This window comes from Rhodanobacter sp. BL-MT-08, assembly GCF_054161255.1.
The window spans coordinates 2,611,494-2,626,827 of record NZ_CP167872.1; the positions used below are offsets into that span (position 1 = coordinate 2,611,494).

Below are 15,334 nucleotides of genomic sequence, written 5' to 3' on the forward strand. Positions count from 1 at the left end.
CACCGTACACTGGCCGCCTGGCCAGCCAAGGATCGTCTGATTCATGAATGCCGACACGTTACCCGCCACGGGTAGTTCGCTTGCCGCGCTGGCGCGCAAGGAATGCAAGGCGGTCGCAAAGGCCCTGGCCAACCGGAAAGACCGGCATCGCGGCATTCATGAGGCGCGCAAGGCCCTGCGCAGGCTGCGCAGTCTGCTCGCCCTGGTCGACGACGCCGTGGGGCATGAGACCGCAAAAATCGATATCGCCCTGCGCAACCAAGCCAAACGACTGTCGGCGCTGCGCGACTCGCAGGTGGCGGTAGCGATGGCTGAGAAGCTTGCCGCCGATGACGCCACGGGCGAATGGGCGATTGCGGCGCAGGTACTGGCCGTGCAGCGCGACCTGCTGCTGGAAACGGAGCTGGGCAAGGATCCGGGATTCGCCCGACGCATTGCGGCGGTGGCGGATATTGCCATGGTGTTTGACAAGCTGCGCTGGAAACACGTCAGTCAGAAATCCCTGCAGCAGGCGATCAAGCGAAGCCATCGCCGGGTGAGCAAGGCCGAGCGCGATGCCGCCGAACAGGGCACGCCGGCCAGCCTGCACCGCTGGCGGCGGCGGGTGCGGCGCCTGCGTCTGCAGCTGCAAGCGGTGCACGCGTTCAACCGACTGTCGGGCGTGGCGATCCAGGCCAGCGAAGTCCACAAAAACAAATCGACCAAGGCGCTCGGGCACCTGGCAGACCAGCTCGGCTGGCGGCAGGATATCGAGGTGCTGCGCGCGGCGCTGAGAACGTTTCCCGATGCCGCCATTCTGGCCAACCTGCGCAGACGCCTGCGTATCGAAACGAAGCGCGCCCGTTATTGAACCGCCGGCCGGAGCGTCAGCGCCCTCGGTATCATCCGGCGATAGCGGCCGCCACGTGGCGCTCCATGGCGATACTCAACCGATGCAGCATGTTCAGCACCAGGATGCCTGCGTGGGCACGCACCGCGATTTCCCGATGACGGCGAAGTCAGGGTACCTACCACGTTTCTCGCCTCGCAATCATCAACCGAGCATGCCAATGCGGCACGCGCACGGAAAACGACGGCGGCAGCGCGATTTTCCTGGCGCGGCACAAACCCTCGAATTGCTGCGGCGCCGCGAGACTGAATGGCAGCCTCCCTTGTAAAGAAGTGTGTCAACGCCCCGCAGGCAGTTGCCGTTCCTTGCCCTGCCTGCCGGCGATCGACTTGCCCGATGAACGCTGCCGGCACGCTCGACAACGGCACGGGAGATGTCGCTCGCGAGGTACGTATCCCAAGCCGGCCACCGTGGTCTGACCTTTCGCAGCGCTCGTCTGCCAGAGGTCTGATCCACTCACGCTTACCTACTCCACAAGGATGCAGTCATGAAAATCCACGCAAAGTTCCGTCTCGGCATGTTCGGCCTGGCTGCTTTTTCCGCGCTCGTCTGCGGTACGGGCATGGCGCAAGACACCAGCGTTCCCGGCCATCCGCGCGTCAACGAGGTCAACCAGCGCCTGAGCAATCAGCAGAACCGAATCCAGAACGGTGAAGCCAATGGCACGATGAACAGCAAGCAGGCCGCGCGCGACGAAAAGCAGGATGCCAATATCGCCCGGCGCGAAAGTGCCGACGAGGCCAAGCACAATGGACACCTCACCAAGGGCGAGGACCGCCGCCTGAACCGGTCGGAGAATCACGACAGCCGCCGTATCCGCCGCCAGAAACACTGACTGATTCGAAGTAACCGCCGAGCCTCTTCTCGGCGGCCTCTCGCCATACGCGTATACGGTGTGCACCGTCGGCAACTCGCCGGCGGTGCTTTTCCGGCGAAGCGCCAGCCGGCACTATGCCTACCGTCGTGCTCATGCGGTTCGTCGCCGCCTCGCAGGGATGGGACGCCACGCCGAGTGTTTGGCCGTCGCGATCGTCATGACGCCCGGCCGCAGATGCGACGCGTCCTCACATTGGCAATGCATTCGTTTTCCGGATAATCCGCCCGAACGCATGCGCAGCGTTTCAGGACGGCCGGTCGATGATTTTCTACGAGATTCCCTACGAAAAGGGGAACACCCACACTTGGTACCTGGATGGTCTTGCAGAAGGTCGCAAGAGCTTCAATTCGCGTGTCGAGGCGCTGTCTTTCGCCATGCAGTCGGCCAAGAAGGCAGCGAAGAGTTTTGGCGATAAGGCCTGCATCGCCATTCAGGGTGCCGACGGCACCTGGCGCACGTTCGACCCGGACATGCTTCCGCTGAAATAAGGTGGACGACGCCGCCTCGGTGCCTCATCCCGAAGGTCAGTGATCAGCTGATGTGGATCACCGATTCGGTCGACGGCTCGGTTTCCGCGGTCAACGGTATGCGCAGGATGAAATGGGTCCCCCTATTCGGCACCGAGTGCACCTGCACCGAAACACCCAGCGCTTCGGCCGTGCGCTTGACGATCCACAGACCCAGGCCCAGCCCGTCCGATCGCACGTCGCCCTGACGAAACGCGTCGAACAGTGCATCCACCGATTCGCTAGCCATACCGATACCGCTGTCGATGACGTGCACCGCTGCATGCTCGGCATGCCGTCGGCAGCCCACCACGATGCGGCCACCGGGCTCGGTGTATTTCACCGCGTTGGCGACCAGGTTGCCGATCAACGTTTCCAGTTGAACCTCATCGCTGTAGACGTGCAGACGCGTGCGCATCACGCGCAGGCGGATGTCCTTGCGTTCGGCCAGCGGTGAAAAATTGACGTCGATGAATTCGAGCACATCGCCCAGCTCGGCATCGCCCAATGCCGCCACAGTGAACGACGCCTTGCCGCTGGCCGCCACCAGCATGCGGTTGAAGCCCTTCTTGATGGTTTCCAGGCCGCCATCGGCCAGCGTCAGGCGCTTGACCTGATGCGGCGCCGCCTCCTGCAGCAGGCTTTGAACGGAAAGCGCCGCGACAAACAGCGGCTGGCGCAGATCATGTGCGGCGCTGGCAAGCATGCGCGCACGGTACTCGCTGGTCTGCTCACTGAGCCGGAGCATCTTGCGCAGCTCCAGCTGCATCATCACCTGACGGGCCAGCGTCTTAAGCGCATCAAGCTGGTCTGACGTCAAGCGGCGCGGAACCGTGTCGATCACGCAGACCGTACCCAGCGATAAGCCGTCGCCGGTAGTGATCGGTGCGCCCGCATAAAATCTGAAGTTGGGATTGCCGGTATACAGCGGATTGTTCGTGAAGCGCGGATCAGCGCTCAGGTCCGGCACGATCAGCAGATCGTTTTCAAGCACGACGTGGGCGCAGATCGATTCACTGATCGGGGTCTCGGCTTTGCCAATGCCGATCTGCGACTTGAACCACTGCCGCTCTGCGTCGACCAGCGTGATCGATGCGATCGGCGTGCCACAGATCATCGAAGCAATGCGCGTTATATCGTCGAAGGCTGCCTCACGAGGCGTATCCAGAATGCCGTAAGACTGAAGCATCGATAGGCGCCGCGATTCAAGCAGCGGCGGCAAGCTGGGTGCACTATTGTCTTTCACCAAGAATCCCAATGCCTTTGAAATCCTGACAGATCCGCCTGTCCGCGCAAGACGACGATTGCCTGGCCGTCTGAAGTCCTTTCATGCCTTCGTGCAGAGCCCGTTGAGGCGACGCCTTATCTTGACAGCTTATTCGCCACGCCACGCCACGCCGCATGACTCAAAAAGAGCATTGATCTCCAGGCACGATACACGCAAATCGTAGCCGCGCAGACTTTTGCTAGTCTTTGACAATTGAACCTGCGCGACCCGAATCCGGATGAACAAGGCGGCACCCCATCACACCACGCCGGATTTTCTCGCCGATGGCGGCGAGATGGGCGCCTTGATCCGCGCATTCGACTGGTCCAGCACTCCGCTCGGTTCGCCACACGGGTGGCCGCAAGGATTACGCACGGCCACGCGACTGCTGCTGACCACGCAGCACCCCATGCTGATCTGGTGGGGCAGCGAGCTGATCCAGCTTTACAACGATGCCTATCGGCGCTCGCTCGGCATCGAACGCCACCCCAGCGCGCTCGGCCAGCGCGGTCGCGAATGCTGGGCCGAGGTGTGGCACATCATCGGCGCGCAGATCGAAAAGGTGATGGCCAACCAGGGCTCGACCTGGCACGAAAACCAACTCGTCCCGACCACCCGCAACGGTCGCCGGCAGGACATCTACTGGACCTACAGCTATGGTCCGATCAACGAGGTCACCGCAGAGAACGGCGTGGGCGGCGTCCTGGTGATCTGCACGGAAACCACCCACACGGTGATGGCCGAGCGTCACAACGTGGCCGAGCGCAAGCGGCTGGAACAGATGTTCGCGCAGTCGCCGAATTTCATGGCGATGCTGGAGGGGCCCGACCATCGCTTCCAGCTGGCCAATGCGGGCTACATGCGCCTGGTCGGGGGGCGTGACGTGCTGGGAAAGACGGTGGCCGAAGCGTTGCCTGACGCGGTGGAGCAAGGCTACCTGCATCTGCTCGACGACGTGTACCGCAGCGGTACTGCCTTCAGCTCGACAGGCGCCCGTTACGCCGTGCATGCCAGCGCACAGGACACCATCGACGAGCGCTATCTCGATTTCGTCTACCAGCCGATCACCGACGGCACGGGCAGCGTCACCGGCATCTTCGTCGAAGGCGCCGACGTCACCGAGCGCGTGCGCGGCGAGCAGGCGCTGCACAGCTGGAATGAAACGCTTGAGCTCCGCGTGGCGGACGCGCTCGCCGAGCGAAAGATTTTTGCCGACGTTTTCGAATCGACCGATTCGCTTATCGTCGTGCTGGATACGGACTTCCGTATCCTGGCCTTGAACGACGTCGCCTCGCGCGAATTCCTGCGCCTGTACGGCTCGCAACCAAAGACCGGCGACAAGCTGCTGGATCTGCTGGCGCGATATCCCCATCATCAGCGGCGGCTGGGCGAGCAATGGACGCGCGCACTGGGCGGCGAGGAGTTCACCGTCAACAGCGAATTCCCGGAGTCCCCCGAGGGCACGCGCACCTACGAAACCCGATTCACCACGCTGCGCGACCGCAGCGGCAGGCAGGTAGGTGCGTTTTCAGTCAGCAGCAATATTACCGAGCGGATCCGCGATCAGCAGAAGCTGCTGGAGGCGGAAGAAAAAATCCTGCAGACGCAGAAAATCGAAGCGATCGGCCAGCTCACCGGCGGCGTGGCGCACGACTTCAACAATTTGCTGATGGTGATCTCCAGCGGTCTGGACATGATGGATCGCCAGAGCGATCCGGCGCGGCGCGAGCGCATCCTCGCGGCCATGCGCCAGGCGGTCGATCGCGGCGCTGCGCTCACCCGCCAGCTGCTGACGTTCTCGCGCCGGCAGAAGCTGCAGCCCGAGCCGATCGATCTGGGTCGGCGCATTGCCGAGATGCGCGAGATGCTCGATCGCAGCCTGCGCGGCGATATCCATGTGCAGATCGACTTCCCGTCCGACATCTGGCCGGCTGAAGTGGATCCGGGCGAGCTGGAGCTGGCCGTGCTCAACCTCGCGGTCAACGCGCGCGACGCAATGGCCGGCGGTGGCGTCATCTGCATTGCCGGCCGCAACCTGCCGGATATCGTCGACGACGATCGGCGCGGCGATTTCGTCGGCCTGTCGGTGGCCGACGAGGGCAGCGGCATGTCGTCCGACGTGATTGCGCGCGTGTTCGAGCCTTTCTTCACCACCAAGGACGTGGGCAAGGGCTCTGGCCTCGGGCTGGCGCAGGTGCACGGCTTCGCGCATGCGTCCGGCGGCACGGTGAAGATCGTCAGCGAACTTGGCCGAGGCACGACGGTATCGATCCTGCTGCCGCGCACGCTGAAACAGCCGCCGACACCTGCCTGCGGGCCGGGCAGCGCAATGCCGCCGCAGGCAAGCCATTCATCCGGGCTGGCCCTGCTCGTCGATGACGACGACAACGTCGCCGCGCTGGTTGGCGAGATGTTCCGCCAGCTCGGTTACGAAACGCTGCGCGTGGCCAGTGCGGAAGCGGCGCTCGGCGCGCTGGCGGACGGTCGCGCCGTCGACGTGGTGTTCTCCGATGTGATGATGCCCGGCGCCATGAACGGTCTGCAGCTGGCGCTGGCTATCCGCCGCCGGCATCCGGACCTGCCCGTACTGCTGACCAGCGGCTTTTCCGACGCGATCAAGCAGGAGGCTGCGCAGCAGAAGATTCCGCTGCTGCCGAAGCCTTACCGCGTGGATGAACTGCACGCCGCGCTGCGTCTGGCCAGGGACGAGTCTGCGGCTTCCAAACGGCGCTGACGAGAAGCCTGGCGGCGGACGGCGGCACGGCGAAGCGGCATCGGTGCAGCCGATCGTTCAAGCCAGTGGCGGCCGGCGCGCGCTCCACGGCTGCGCCTGCTCCAGCTGCGCGGCGAGCCGCAGCAGCATCGCCTCGTCGCCAGAGCGCGCCACAAACTGCACGCCGTACGGCAGCTCGGCACCGCCCGCGTCGGCGGGCGCCCAGTGCAGCGGCACCGACATGCTCGGCGTGCCGGTGAGGTTGGACAGCTGGGTAAACGGCACGCGCTGCAGGCTCGTCGCCACCAGCTGATCGACCATGCCGCTTTTGAAAAGCAGCTTGCCCGCACCGAGCGCCAGCACCACCTTCGCTGCCACCTGCTGCAGCGGTGGCGTGGCCAGTTCGCCGATACGGTTTGGCGGCTGCGCCGCCGTCGGCGTGAGGTAAAGATCGTAGGTCTGATGAAAGCGGCCGAGCGCGCGCGCGTAGTCGTTCCAGCGGCTGCGCTGATCGACGTATTCACCGGCGCCGAGCGTGCGGCCCAGCAGCGCAAGCACGCGTGTCTCCAGCTCGAACGCCTCGTCGCTCGCACCGGTCAGCCGCTTCGCCTGCGCGATGTTCGCCGCCGCCTGACCGAAATACATGGTGATGAAACTGCGCGCCAGCGCGTTGCCGTCGACCTCGGGCTGCGCCGGTTCCACCTCGTGTCCAAGATCGGTCAGCAGCTTCGCCGTTCGCATGACCGCCTGCACGTATTCGGGATGCACCGGCGTACCCAGCGGCGATGCCACGCTGTAGCCGATGCGCAGTTTGCCGGTCGGTCGCTGTATCTCCTCGGCATACGCGCGCTCGGGCGGCGCGATCGCAAACGGTGCGCCCGCTTCGACGCCGGCAATCGCATCGAGGATGCGCGCCGAGTCGCGCACGCTGCGCGTGAGCGCATGCTGGCTCGATGCGCCGTCCCAAAACTCGCCGTGCGTCGGCCCGCTCGGCACGCGGCCGCGCGAAGGCCGCAGCCCAAACAGACCGCAATACGAGGCAGGAATCCGGATCGAGCCACCGCCGTCCGACGCACCCGCGGCCGGCACGATACCCGCGGCTACCGCCGCCGCACTGCCGCCAGACGAACCGCCCGGCGTGCGCTGAAGATCCCACGGATTGCGCGTGGGCTCGTCCCAGATCAGCGGCGCCGTTTCACCCTTGAAGGCAAACTCCGGCGTGGCCGTTTTGCCGAAGATCACCAGCCCGGCATCGAGAAAGCGATGCACGATCTCGGCGTGTTGCGTCGGCGTCCAGTGCCTGAGCGCCCGGCTCCCGGCCGTCGTCGGCACACCGGCGTAATCCTGCGCAACGTCCTTCAGCAGAAACGGCACGCCGGCAAACGGCCCATGCAGCGGCCGCTTCGCGCGTTCGCGTGCCAGCGCATCCATCGGAATGCAGATCGCCGCCAGCTTCGGATTCACCTCGGCTGCGCGCGCCAGCGCTGCCTCCAGCACCTCAGCCGCCGACACATCCCCGCGAGCGATCAGAGCAGCCAGACCTGTAGCGTCGTAATCGAGGTATTCGTTGAACATGCGCAGTCCTTTTGAGGCAAGGTGCGGCGAGCGTCAGGTTATCGCGGTACGACCACCGCCGGACTGAGATTGAGCTTGGCAGACCGCCGAGCAAACCCACGATCGTCAAACGACGCGAGGTAGCGGCACTCGGCATAGCTGACGTGATGCAGCGCGTCGGCGAAATCGAGCCCGGCCGCCTGATTGCTCAGCGCCTGCGCCACGCGCTGCCGATCCTCGATCTCGATATGCGGTTGCGCCAGCAGATGGTTGAAAACTTTGGCAATAGCCGCGGCGCTATAGCCGTAAAAGCCTCGCAGTACCCACTCCAGCTCAAGCAACACGGTCTTGCATACCGCCAACGGTCGGCCAGCGTCGATCAGCTCGGCCGCCAGCGCATGCTGGCGCTGTTCGGTCGCATCGTCGCTGGCCGGCTCCACGTAATAGCGCGCCAGTACATTGGTATCCAGTCCGGTGATATTGCGCATCCTTTTGCCCCTTCAGTACTTTCGATCGCTGGTGTGGTCGGTATGACTGATCAGCGTTTTTTGCCGAGCAGGCTGGCCACGTCGAAATCGGCCGGCACAGCAGACCGCTTATGTTTCAGCATGCCGGCACCACTGCTCTGCACGGCAGTGTGAGCGTGTACTACCTGCAGCTCGGCGCGATCGCCCACGAGCGCAAAACGCACCCGGCTGCCAGCACGAATGCCCAACCGCTGTCGCACCGCCTTGGGAATGGTGACCTGGCCCTTGCTGGTTACCGAAAGTTCGTCCATCGACGTCGCCCGCAAAAGTATTACCTGGTAAGGATATTATGAGCATGCGCCGAAAATAACAATCGAGGCCGAGCAGCCAGGTGCATATGTGCCATATCGCCGGCCATCGTGGTTGCAAACCTCAGTGCCCCGCATAACTTGTCAACTCAAGCTCAACTTCGTTTGGCACATCACATGGCGTCCCATATCCACTTTCGATTCCAATGATGATGGCACCGCAAAGAAAGCGCCCCGACATGCGGGGCGTTTTCTTCCTAATGGCGGCAGTCACCGAATAATCGAAGGCGAAGCACCGTGCATAAGCACCCGTTCCCGTCGTTCCACGTCGTAGACAACGTCACGACGTCGCATCGCCCGTCTTGCCTGGGATCGGCGGATCGCTGATCGGCCGATCCGGTTCGACGTCAGGCGTAATCGCAGGAGCCTTTTGCGGATCGCTGGGTTCGGGCGTGGTCGGCGATGGTGAGTGCGGATGCGTAGTCGGCGGCTCTTCCTTCGGCGGCGGAAAGTCGGGGCCGTTGGGATCGGCGGGGGGATCGATCGGTTCGGGGTGACGGGGAATCGGGATGTCACCGGGTTGCTGCTGAGTCACTGCGTTGCTCCTCGACCGCTTGGGCCGCATGATCGGTTAATCGGCTTGCTTGCGCGTGCGCGCCGCTTTCTTAGCGGCGGCGGATCGCCCGGCCGCACCCTTGGTTTTCACCGCTTTCTTTGCCGCCGCCGACCTCGAGGCGGCCGTGCGCTTGGCGCTGGCCTTCTTGGTCTGCGCGGACAGCGCCTGGGTCGATGCCGCGCTATGGCCTTCCTTTTTCAGCGCCTTGGTGGTCGCCTTGGAGCGTGTGGCCGAAGGCTTGTGTGGATGCGCGGCAGCCTTCGTATCCTGCGCGGCTTTTTTCTTCACCGTCTTGCTGGCGGTTTTCGACACCGGCGCCTTGATGCCGTCGCGTCGCGCCTCGGAGAGACCGATCGCAATCGCCTGCTTGGGCGACCGCACGCCATGCTTGCCGTTGCGAATATCCTCGATCACCTCACGCACGTATTCACCTGCCTGCGTGCTGGCAGACTTACCCTCGCGCCTGTCCTTCTTCGCGGCAGCGCGCGCTTTCTCAATAGGCATGGCGATGACCCTGCGTACGACGTCGACCAGCGACATTGCCCCGATTTAGCGCGTCAAGCTGTGGAAGGCGTGTCAATCGGGAGTTGGGGGATTCGGCAGCTCATCAGGCGCATAACCAAGTCGCCACCGACTTACGAAAACTCCGTCCCACTTGAAAAAGGGACGCTGATGCTTATGGTCAAAACCAATCGGTCCATTGGCTCCGCCCGACCGCCCGCTCCTTGCATTCAGGCACCGGGACTGAGTTAATCAGCCTTTACCTACACGCCGGCAGGACGCTCGGATGACCGCATCGGTAGAGTCTGGGATCAACCAATCCGCCGCCCAACGCAAAAACATCCTCAAAGCAGCCTTCGCCGGCCAGCTGGTGCCGCAAGACCCCAACGACGAACCGGCCAGCGCGCTGCTGGAACGCATCCGCGCCGAGCGCGTCTCAGCCGGTGCGAAGCGACCGGTCAAGAATGGACGCAAGCCAAAGGAGAAGGCATGAGCGACGACAAGGGTGGGCTGATTCTTTACCGCACCGAAGACGGCCGCGCGGATATTCAGCTGCGCGCGGTGGACGGCACCGTGTGGCTGAGCCAGGCCGAGATTGCCGAGCTGTTCGATACCACCAAGCAGAACGTGAGCCTGCATATTAGAAACATTCTGGACGAGGGCGAGCTGACGGCGGAGGCAACTGTCAAGGAATCCTTGACAGTTCAAACCGAGGGCTCGCGGCAGGTCAACCGGCCCGTGCAGCTGTATCGGCTGGAAATGATCCTGTCGGTAGGCTACCGGGTGCGCTCGCCGCGCGGCAACCAGTTCCGCCGCTGGGCCGGTACCGTGCTCGCCGAGTATCTGGTCAAGGGCTTCGCCATGAACGATGCCCGGCTCAAGGACGCCGAGCGGGTCGATTACTTCGAAGAGCTGCTGGCGCGCATCCGTGACATTCGCAGCTCGGAGAAACGCTTCCATCAAAAGCTGCGCGACCTGTTCAAGGCCAGCAGCAGCGATTACGACGGCACGGCGCAGACCGCCAAAACGTTTTTCGCCACCATCCAGAACAAGCTGGTGTTCGCCGTCACCGGCCAGACTGCGGCGGAGCTGATCGTGGCACGCGCCAACCCCGACGCCAGCGATATGGGGCTGACCAACTGGCCCGGCACACGCGTGCGCAAGGCGGATGTAGTGGTGTCCAAGAACTACCTGCAGGCCGATGAGCTCGACCAGCTCAATCGCCTGGTGACGATGTTTCTCGACTTTGCCGAAGACCGCGCCATACGCCGCATCGAAACCCGCATGGGCGAATGGATCGCGCAGACCGATCGCTTTCTCACGTTCAACGAGCGCTCGATCCTGAGCGGCGCGGGACGCGTTTCGCATGACCGGATGGAAAGCATCCTCGGCGAACGCTTCGCCGAGTTCGATGCGCGCCGACGTGACCAGGAGCGGCTGGCGTCTGAAAAGGAGGCCGCCGACGATCTGGCGCAGCTGGAATCCGAAGCGGCAAAGCTCGTAACCCATAAGAAAACCAAAGGCCCCAAGAAGCCATGAACAGCAACACCCTTGTCCAGAAGCTCTGGAATTTCTGCCATACGCTGCGCGACGACGGCGTAGGCTACGGCGACTATCTGGAACAGCTGACCTACCTGCTGTTTCTCAAGCTGGCGCACGAATACGCACAGCCGCTGCATAGCCGCGATACACATATTCCGCGCAGCTGTGACTGGAACAGCCTGCGCACCAAAAGTGGCGAGCCGCTGGAAGCCCATTACCTCACCGTGCTGCACAAGCTCGGCGACGAGCCGGGCATGCTGGGCGCGATCTTCTTCAAGGCGCAGAACAAGATCCAGGATCCAGCCAAGCTCGCTCGGTTGGTGCAGATGATCGATGCCGAGAACTGGCTCAGCTTGGAAACCGACGTCAAGGGCGACCTTTACGAAGGCCTGCTGCAGAAGAACGCCGAGGACACCAAGAGCGGCGCCGGCCAGTACTTCACCCCGCGCGCGCTGATCCAGGCGATGGTGGAGTGCGTGCAGCCGGACCCGAAGAAGACCGTTGCCGACCCGGCCTGCGGCACCGGCGGCTTTTTTCTGGGCGTGCACGAGTGGCTGACCCGTCCCGGCAGCCGGCTCAATCCGACGCAGGCGAAGTTCCTGCGCCACGAAACCTTTCACGGCAACGAGATCGTCGCCAGCACGCGTCGCATGTGCTTGATGAACCTCTTTCTGCACAACATCGGCGAGCTCGACGGTGAGCCTGCCGTGGAGCGCGCCGATGCGCTGATCTCCGAACCGAAACAGACATTCGATTACGTGCTGGCCAACCCGCCCTTCGGCAAGAAGAGCAGCATGACCATCACCAACGAAGATGGTGAAGAAGATCGCGATGCACTGACTTACGAGCGCCAGGACTTCTGGCAGACCACGTCCAACAAACAGCTCAACTTTCTTCAGCACATCGTGGCGATGCTCAAGGTCACCGGCCAGGCCGCCGTGGTACTACCTGACAACGTGCTGTTCGAAGGCGGTGCCGGCGAAAAGATTCGGCGCAAACTGCTCGACACCTGCGACGTACATACCCTGCTCCGCCTGCCTACCGGCATCTTCTACGCACAAGGCGTCAAGGCCAACGTGCTGTTCTTCGACAACAAGCCAAAAGACGGCAAGGTGAACACCAAGGGCGTGTGGATCTACGACCTGCGCACCAACAAGCACTTCACCCTCAAAACCCGCACGCTCAAGCGCGACGACCTGCAGGACTTCGTCGACTGCTACAGCCCCGGCAATCGCCACGAGCGCAAAGAATCCGAACGCTTCAAATACTTCGACTACAAAACCCTCGTCGCCCGCGACAAAGCCAGCCTCGACATCTTCTGGCTGAAGGACGACAGCCTCGACAACCTGGACGACTTGCCGCCGCCCGACGTGCTCGCACTGGAAATCGTCGAGCATCTGGAAGCAGCGCTGGCGGCATTTAGAGACGTGGCTGCTGCGTTGCCTCGATCAAACGAAGAGCGAAGCTCCTGAAATAGCAAACGTGTTTCGTTCTTGAAAAACAATCGCTAGATACGAGCCATTTCTCTTACAGATTTCAGTTACATCGCCGGCTGCCCGTTCGACGCCGATACGCCGCCATCCACTGCCACGATCGAGCCGGTCATGAAGCTGGCGTCGTCGCTGGCGAGGAAGGCGATGACGGCGGCGACTTCTTCGGGTTCGCAGATGCGGCCCAGCGCGATGCGTTCTTCGAACTTGGCGATCAGTGCCTTGTTGTCCAGCATGTCTTCGGTCATGCCGGTGCGGGTGAGGCTGGGGCAGACGGCGTTGACGCGCACGCCTTTCTTGCCGAGGTCCAGCGCGAGCGCGCGGGTGAGGTTGACCACGCCGCCCTTGGAGGCGTTGTAAGGGCTCATGCCCCAGTCGCCGCCGGTGCCGGAGACGGACGCGGTGTTGATGATGCAGCCTTTGGTCTTGATGAGATGCGGAATGGCCGCGCGGCTGCCGAAGAAAACGCCGTCGAGGTTGGTGCTGATGACCTTGTGCCAGGCTTCGTCGTCGATCTCGACCGGGTCGCCGGTTTCGGCGGTGCCTGCGTTGTTGACCAGCACGTCGAGCTGGCCGAATTTTTCCACCGTCTGCGCGATGGCGCGGCCGATGGCGGCCGAGTCGGCGACATCCGCCTCGATGGCCAGCGTGCGTTCCGGCGGCAGTTCGCTGGCGATGTTGTCCGGCTTGTGGTGACCGACCAGTACCACGTTGGCACCTTCCTGCGAAAACCGCCGCGCGGTCGCCGCGCCAATGCCGGAGCGCGCGCCGGTGACGAGTACGGTTTTGTTGGCGAATCGGTGCATGGCTAAAACCCTCTTTCATTGGCTCGCGCACGGGAATGTGCGCGGCGCTGGATCGAGGGTGACGGCGCGTGGGTGGATGGCGCGTACAGGGACGGTGGGCGGAGTGATCACGCGATGGATCAAGGCCCATGGGTTGTATCCAGATGTGAAGCAGATAAATCAGTGCGGCGTCAGGGGCCGACTGAATCCCGGCTCCATCTGCTGCACGCGGCGATTCAACGCCTGCTTTACGGCGGGCGCTTCGTTCAACAAATCATCGTGAAGCGTCAATTGCTGCACGCTCGCCTCGAGCAACTGCACGATTCGCTCGTTTGGTCGCTGCACATCACAACGCTCGGCCAACTCGAACAAGTGCAGACGAGCCGCGCGAAAACTCTTGCTGCCACCGAGCAGAAGCGCCAGCGCGTCGTCCGGCAGATAGGCGGTGGTGTTGGCGATGTCGTAAGCCGGCGCCATGCGGCAATCATTGGCGGCGGGGTGTGTATAAAGCAGGCCGAAGTTTTTCAGATGCGCGTCGCCGTTACCGACGATGACCGACAGCGCCACCATGTCGAACAGCTGGGAAAGCGCAGGCCGTACGTGCTCGGCAAGGCAGTTATTGCGGATGACCTTGCTGAGGCGCTCGTAGCTGCCCTGGTATTTCTGCTGGGCGCCCAGACCCATCAGCGTCGCCATGTCCTCGAAGCCAAGCGGCATCCCGTACGCATCGCGATCGAAGCGGCGCATGACGAAAAGATCGTGCTTGTCGGAAAGAAAAAACTCCGGCACAGGAATGCCCGCCGCTCGCGCGATCGACATGCAGACGAACTCGTTGATCGCCAGACCGGGGAACTCACCCTGCCCGCTTTTCACGATCAGGTCGCCCGCAACCAGCGTGGCTTTCGAGCCGCCGGCCTCGGCGCGCTCGGGCACCAGTACTTTGGGTTGCACGCCCGACACGCCCGTGCTCAACAGATAGCGATCGACCAGCTCCGCAAACAGATTTTCGGTGCCGTCCCACGCGAGTATTTCGGACAGCCGCTCGCCCTTGGTTGCCGGCTGCATGCTGCCCAGGAAGTGATCGACATCCGGCGAGTCCACAGCGAGCCTGCCGATGGCACCGTCATGGCCGGTGATCGCCAGCAGCAGCATCGGGTCCAGCTGGGTAAGTTTTGCCAGACGCAGCCGCAGCTGCTCCAGCACGAAACCTTCAGGCAGGCTTTGCTGAAAGATCGGTAACAGCTGAGTCGATCGATACGGGCTGCGACGGACGGGCATCGTCAGACTGACGGCGACATCGGGCGTTGTGCCTGAGTAGACGTAGTCGTAGTGACCGGCTTCGTGGTGCAGGTCACCGCTGATGCCTTGCGGTGTCAGCACACGTGCTCGAGTCACTGCGACCGGCTTACTCACGGTACACATCCCCCAGTTCCTCGAACGTCGGCCGCTGCGCGGCCTCCAACAAGAAAGATGCGTCAAGCGCGGCGGCGACGCGCGCATAGCTTTCGAAAGCTACCGATCCTTGCCCTTGTTCGAGTAACACCACTTTGGACCGTGCCATGCCCGCACGCTCGGCCAATGCCGCTTGCGTGAGCCCGCGTCGCTTACGCAGCAGCTTGATCTGCCGCCCGAGGTTAGTCGTTAGGGTATGGGTATCCATGTCTGGAATATCAGACATTTATTATAAAATGTCCAGCAAATAGGACATATTGTTCATCGGCGCGTGCGCTTCGCCGGATCTTGAGGCGGGCGGTGCAAAGCCCGACTGGACGGAGCTTGATGGAAAAAAAGCCCCGCATCGCGGGGCTTCTCCATCACT

At 63.0% G+C, this 15,334-nt stretch carries 16 protein-coding genes; 7 read left to right on the plus strand and 9 right to left on the minus strand.

From position 1 onward, the window contains the following. Positions 1 to 43: 43 nt before the first annotated feature. From ACDK93_RS11550 to ACDK93_RS11560, 3 genes are all read left to right on the plus strand, one after another. Positions 44 to 850, plus strand: coding sequence for a CHAD domain-containing protein (locus tag ACDK93_RS11550; protein WP_458068750.1), 807 nt, complete (start codon positions 44 to 46; stop codon positions 848 to 850). A 526-nt stretch (positions 851 to 1,376) separates the two neighbouring features. After that, the gene (locus ACDK93_RS11555) at positions 1,377 to 1,724 is read left to right on the plus strand and encodes a hypothetical protein (RefSeq protein WP_458068752.1); all 348 of its coding nucleotides are present in this window, start codon (positions 1,377 to 1,379) and stop codon (positions 1,722 to 1,724) included. A 302-nt stretch (positions 1,725 to 2,026) separates the two neighbouring features. Further along, a complete protein-coding gene (locus ACDK93_RS11560; RefSeq protein WP_458068753.1) occupies positions 2,027 to 2,254 on the plus strand; it encodes a hypothetical protein in 228 nt (75 codons plus the stop codon). A gap of 43 nt (positions 2,255 to 2,297) precedes the next feature. Here ACDK93_RS11560 and ACDK93_RS11565 read toward each other — a convergent pair whose 3' ends face one another. Beyond that, a complete protein-coding gene (locus ACDK93_RS11565) occupies positions 2,298 to 3,461 on the minus strand; it encodes a GAF domain-containing sensor histidine kinase (protein WP_458068754.1) in 1,164 nt (387 codons plus the stop codon). A gap of 316 nt (positions 3,462 to 3,777) precedes the next feature. On the opposite strand from ACDK93_RS11565, the gene ACDK93_RS11570 reads away from it, so the two are divergent. Continuing rightward, positions 3,778 to 6,273, plus strand: coding sequence for a PAS domain-containing protein (locus ACDK93_RS11570; RefSeq protein WP_458068755.1), 2,496 nt, complete (start codon positions 3,778 to 3,780; stop codon positions 6,271 to 6,273). A 57-nt stretch (positions 6,274 to 6,330) separates the two neighbouring features. Here ACDK93_RS11570 and ACDK93_RS11575 read toward each other — a convergent pair whose 3' ends face one another. The 5 genes from ACDK93_RS11575 to ACDK93_RS11595 all read right to left on the minus strand — a co-directional run bounded on the left by ACDK93_RS11575 (position 6,331) and on the right by ACDK93_RS11595 (position 9,701). Next, complete coding sequence (locus ACDK93_RS11575; protein WP_458068756.1) at positions 6,331 to 7,827, minus strand: amidase; 1,497 nt, start codon at positions 7,825 to 7,827, stop codon at positions 6,331 to 6,333. Positions 7,828 to 7,865: 38 nt separating this feature from the next. Continuing rightward, on the minus strand, positions 7,866 to 8,294 hold the full coding sequence (locus tag ACDK93_RS11580; RefSeq protein WP_458068757.1) for a type II toxin-antitoxin system VapC family toxin: 429 nt from the start codon (positions 8,292 to 8,294) through the stop codon (positions 7,866 to 7,868). Between the two features lie 50 nt (positions 8,295 to 8,344). Next, positions 8,345 to 8,584: an AbrB/MazE/SpoVT family DNA-binding domain-containing protein gene (locus ACDK93_RS11585; protein ID WP_458068758.1), complete on the minus strand. Its 240-nt coding sequence runs from the start codon at positions 8,582 to 8,584 to the stop codon at positions 8,345 to 8,347. 337 nt (positions 8,585 to 8,921) lie between these two features. Next, positions 8,922 to 9,176 (minus strand): hypothetical protein, encoded by a 255-nt coding sequence (locus ACDK93_RS11590; RefSeq protein ID WP_458068759.1) that lies wholly within the window; start codon positions 9,174 to 9,176, stop codon positions 8,922 to 8,924. A gap of 36 nt (positions 9,177 to 9,212) precedes the next feature. Next, entirely contained in the window at positions 9,213 to 9,701 is a 489-nt protein-coding gene (locus ACDK93_RS11595; RefSeq protein ID WP_458068761.1) for a DUF6496 domain-containing protein, read from the minus strand. A gap of 283 nt (positions 9,702 to 9,984) precedes the next feature. On the opposite strand from ACDK93_RS11595, the gene ACDK93_RS11600 reads away from it, so the two are divergent. Genes ACDK93_RS11600 through ACDK93_RS11610 form a run of 3 tightly spaced genes read left to right on the plus strand, consistent with a single transcriptional unit; the run spans position 9,985 to position 12,712 of the window. Continuing rightward, positions 9,985 to 10,191: a hypothetical protein gene (locus ACDK93_RS11600; protein ID WP_458068762.1), complete on the plus strand. Its 207-nt coding sequence runs from the start codon at positions 9,985 to 9,987 to the stop codon at positions 10,189 to 10,191. Next, the gene (locus tag ACDK93_RS11605) at positions 10,188 to 11,237 is read left to right on the plus strand and encodes a virulence RhuM family protein (protein ID WP_458068764.1); all 1,050 of its coding nucleotides are present in this window, start codon (positions 10,188 to 10,190) and stop codon (positions 11,235 to 11,237) included. The genes ACDK93_RS11600 and ACDK93_RS11605 overlap by 4 nt, the downstream gene beginning before the upstream one ends. After that, the gene (locus ACDK93_RS11610; RefSeq protein WP_458068766.1) at positions 11,234 to 12,712 is read left to right on the plus strand and encodes an N-6 DNA methylase; all 1,479 of its coding nucleotides are present in this window, start codon (positions 11,234 to 11,236) and stop codon (positions 12,710 to 12,712) included. The genes ACDK93_RS11605 and ACDK93_RS11610 overlap by 4 nt, the downstream gene beginning before the upstream one ends. A 68-nt stretch (positions 12,713 to 12,780) precedes the next feature. Here the strand turns inward: ACDK93_RS11610 and ACDK93_RS11615 are convergent, their stop codons facing one another. The 3 genes from ACDK93_RS11615 to ACDK93_RS11625 form a co-directional block, all read right to left on the minus strand. After that, a complete protein-coding gene (locus ACDK93_RS11615) occupies positions 12,781 to 13,536 on the minus strand; it encodes an SDR family NAD(P)-dependent oxidoreductase (protein ID WP_458068768.1) in 756 nt (251 codons plus the stop codon). A gap of 159 nt (positions 13,537 to 13,695) precedes the next feature. Then, positions 13,696 to 14,928 carry a type II toxin-antitoxin system HipA family toxin gene (locus tag ACDK93_RS11620; protein ID WP_458068770.1) on the minus strand — a complete coding sequence of 411 codons (1,233 nt, stop codon included), beginning with the start codon at positions 14,926 to 14,928 and terminating at the stop codon, positions 13,696 to 13,698. Next, positions 14,921 to 15,175: a helix-turn-helix domain-containing protein gene (locus ACDK93_RS11625; RefSeq protein WP_458068772.1), complete on the minus strand. Its 255-nt coding sequence runs from the start codon at positions 15,173 to 15,175 to the stop codon at positions 14,921 to 14,923. Before ACDK93_RS11625 ends, ACDK93_RS11620 begins: the two co-directional genes overlap by 8 nt. Between the last annotated feature and the right edge of the window lie 159 nt (positions 15,176 to 15,334).

What these genes read in the sequence shown, in the direction of transcription:
- ACDK93_RS11550 (WP_458068750.1), top strand. Translation starts at nt 44, where the DNA reads ATGAATGCCGACACGTTACCCGCCACGGGTAGTTCGCTTGCCGCGCTG.
- ACDK93_RS11555 (WP_458068752.1), top strand. Translation starts at nt 1,377, where the DNA reads ATGAAAATCCACGCAAAGTTCCGTCTCGGCATGTTCGGCCTGGCTGCT.
- ACDK93_RS11560 (WP_458068753.1), top strand. Translation starts at nt 2,027, where the DNA reads ATGATTTTCTACGAGATTCCCTACGAAAAGGGGAACACCCACACTTGG.
- ACDK93_RS11565 (WP_458068754.1), bottom strand. Translation starts at nt 3,461, where the DNA reads ATGCTTCAGTCTTACGGCATTCTGGATACGCCTCGTGAGGCAGCCTTC.
- ACDK93_RS11570 (WP_458068755.1), top strand. Translation starts at nt 3,778, where the DNA reads ATGAACAAGGCGGCACCCCATCACACCACGCCGGATTTTCTCGCCGAT.
- ACDK93_RS11575 (WP_458068756.1), bottom strand. Translation starts at nt 7,827, where the DNA reads ATGTTCAACGAATACCTCGATTACGACGCTACAGGTCTGGCTGCTCTG.
- ACDK93_RS11580 (WP_458068757.1), bottom strand. Translation starts at nt 8,294, where the DNA reads ATGCGCAATATCACCGGACTGGATACCAATGTACTGGCGCGCTATTAC.
- ACDK93_RS11585 (WP_458068758.1), bottom strand. Translation starts at nt 8,584, where the DNA reads ATGGACGAACTTTCGGTAACCAGCAAGGGCCAGGTCACCATTCCCAAG.
- ACDK93_RS11595 (WP_458068761.1), bottom strand. Translation starts at nt 9,701, where the DNA reads ATGCCTATTGAGAAAGCGCGCGCTGCCGCGAAGAAGGACAGGCGCGAG.
- ACDK93_RS11600 (WP_458068762.1), top strand. Translation starts at nt 9,985, where the DNA reads ATGACCGCATCGGTAGAGTCTGGGATCAACCAATCCGCCGCCCAACGC.
- ACDK93_RS11605 (WP_458068764.1), top strand. Translation starts at nt 10,188, where the DNA reads ATGAGCGACGACAAGGGTGGGCTGATTCTTTACCGCACCGAAGACGGC.
- ACDK93_RS11610 (WP_458068766.1), top strand. Translation starts at nt 11,234, where the DNA reads ATGAACAGCAACACCCTTGTCCAGAAGCTCTGGAATTTCTGCCATACG.
- ACDK93_RS11615 (WP_458068768.1), bottom strand. Translation starts at nt 13,536, where the DNA reads ATGCACCGATTCGCCAACAAAACCGTACTCGTCACCGGCGCGCGCTCC.
- ACDK93_RS11625 (WP_458068772.1), bottom strand. Translation starts at nt 15,175, where the DNA reads ATGGATACCCATACCCTAACGACTAACCTCGGGCGGCAGATCAAGCTG.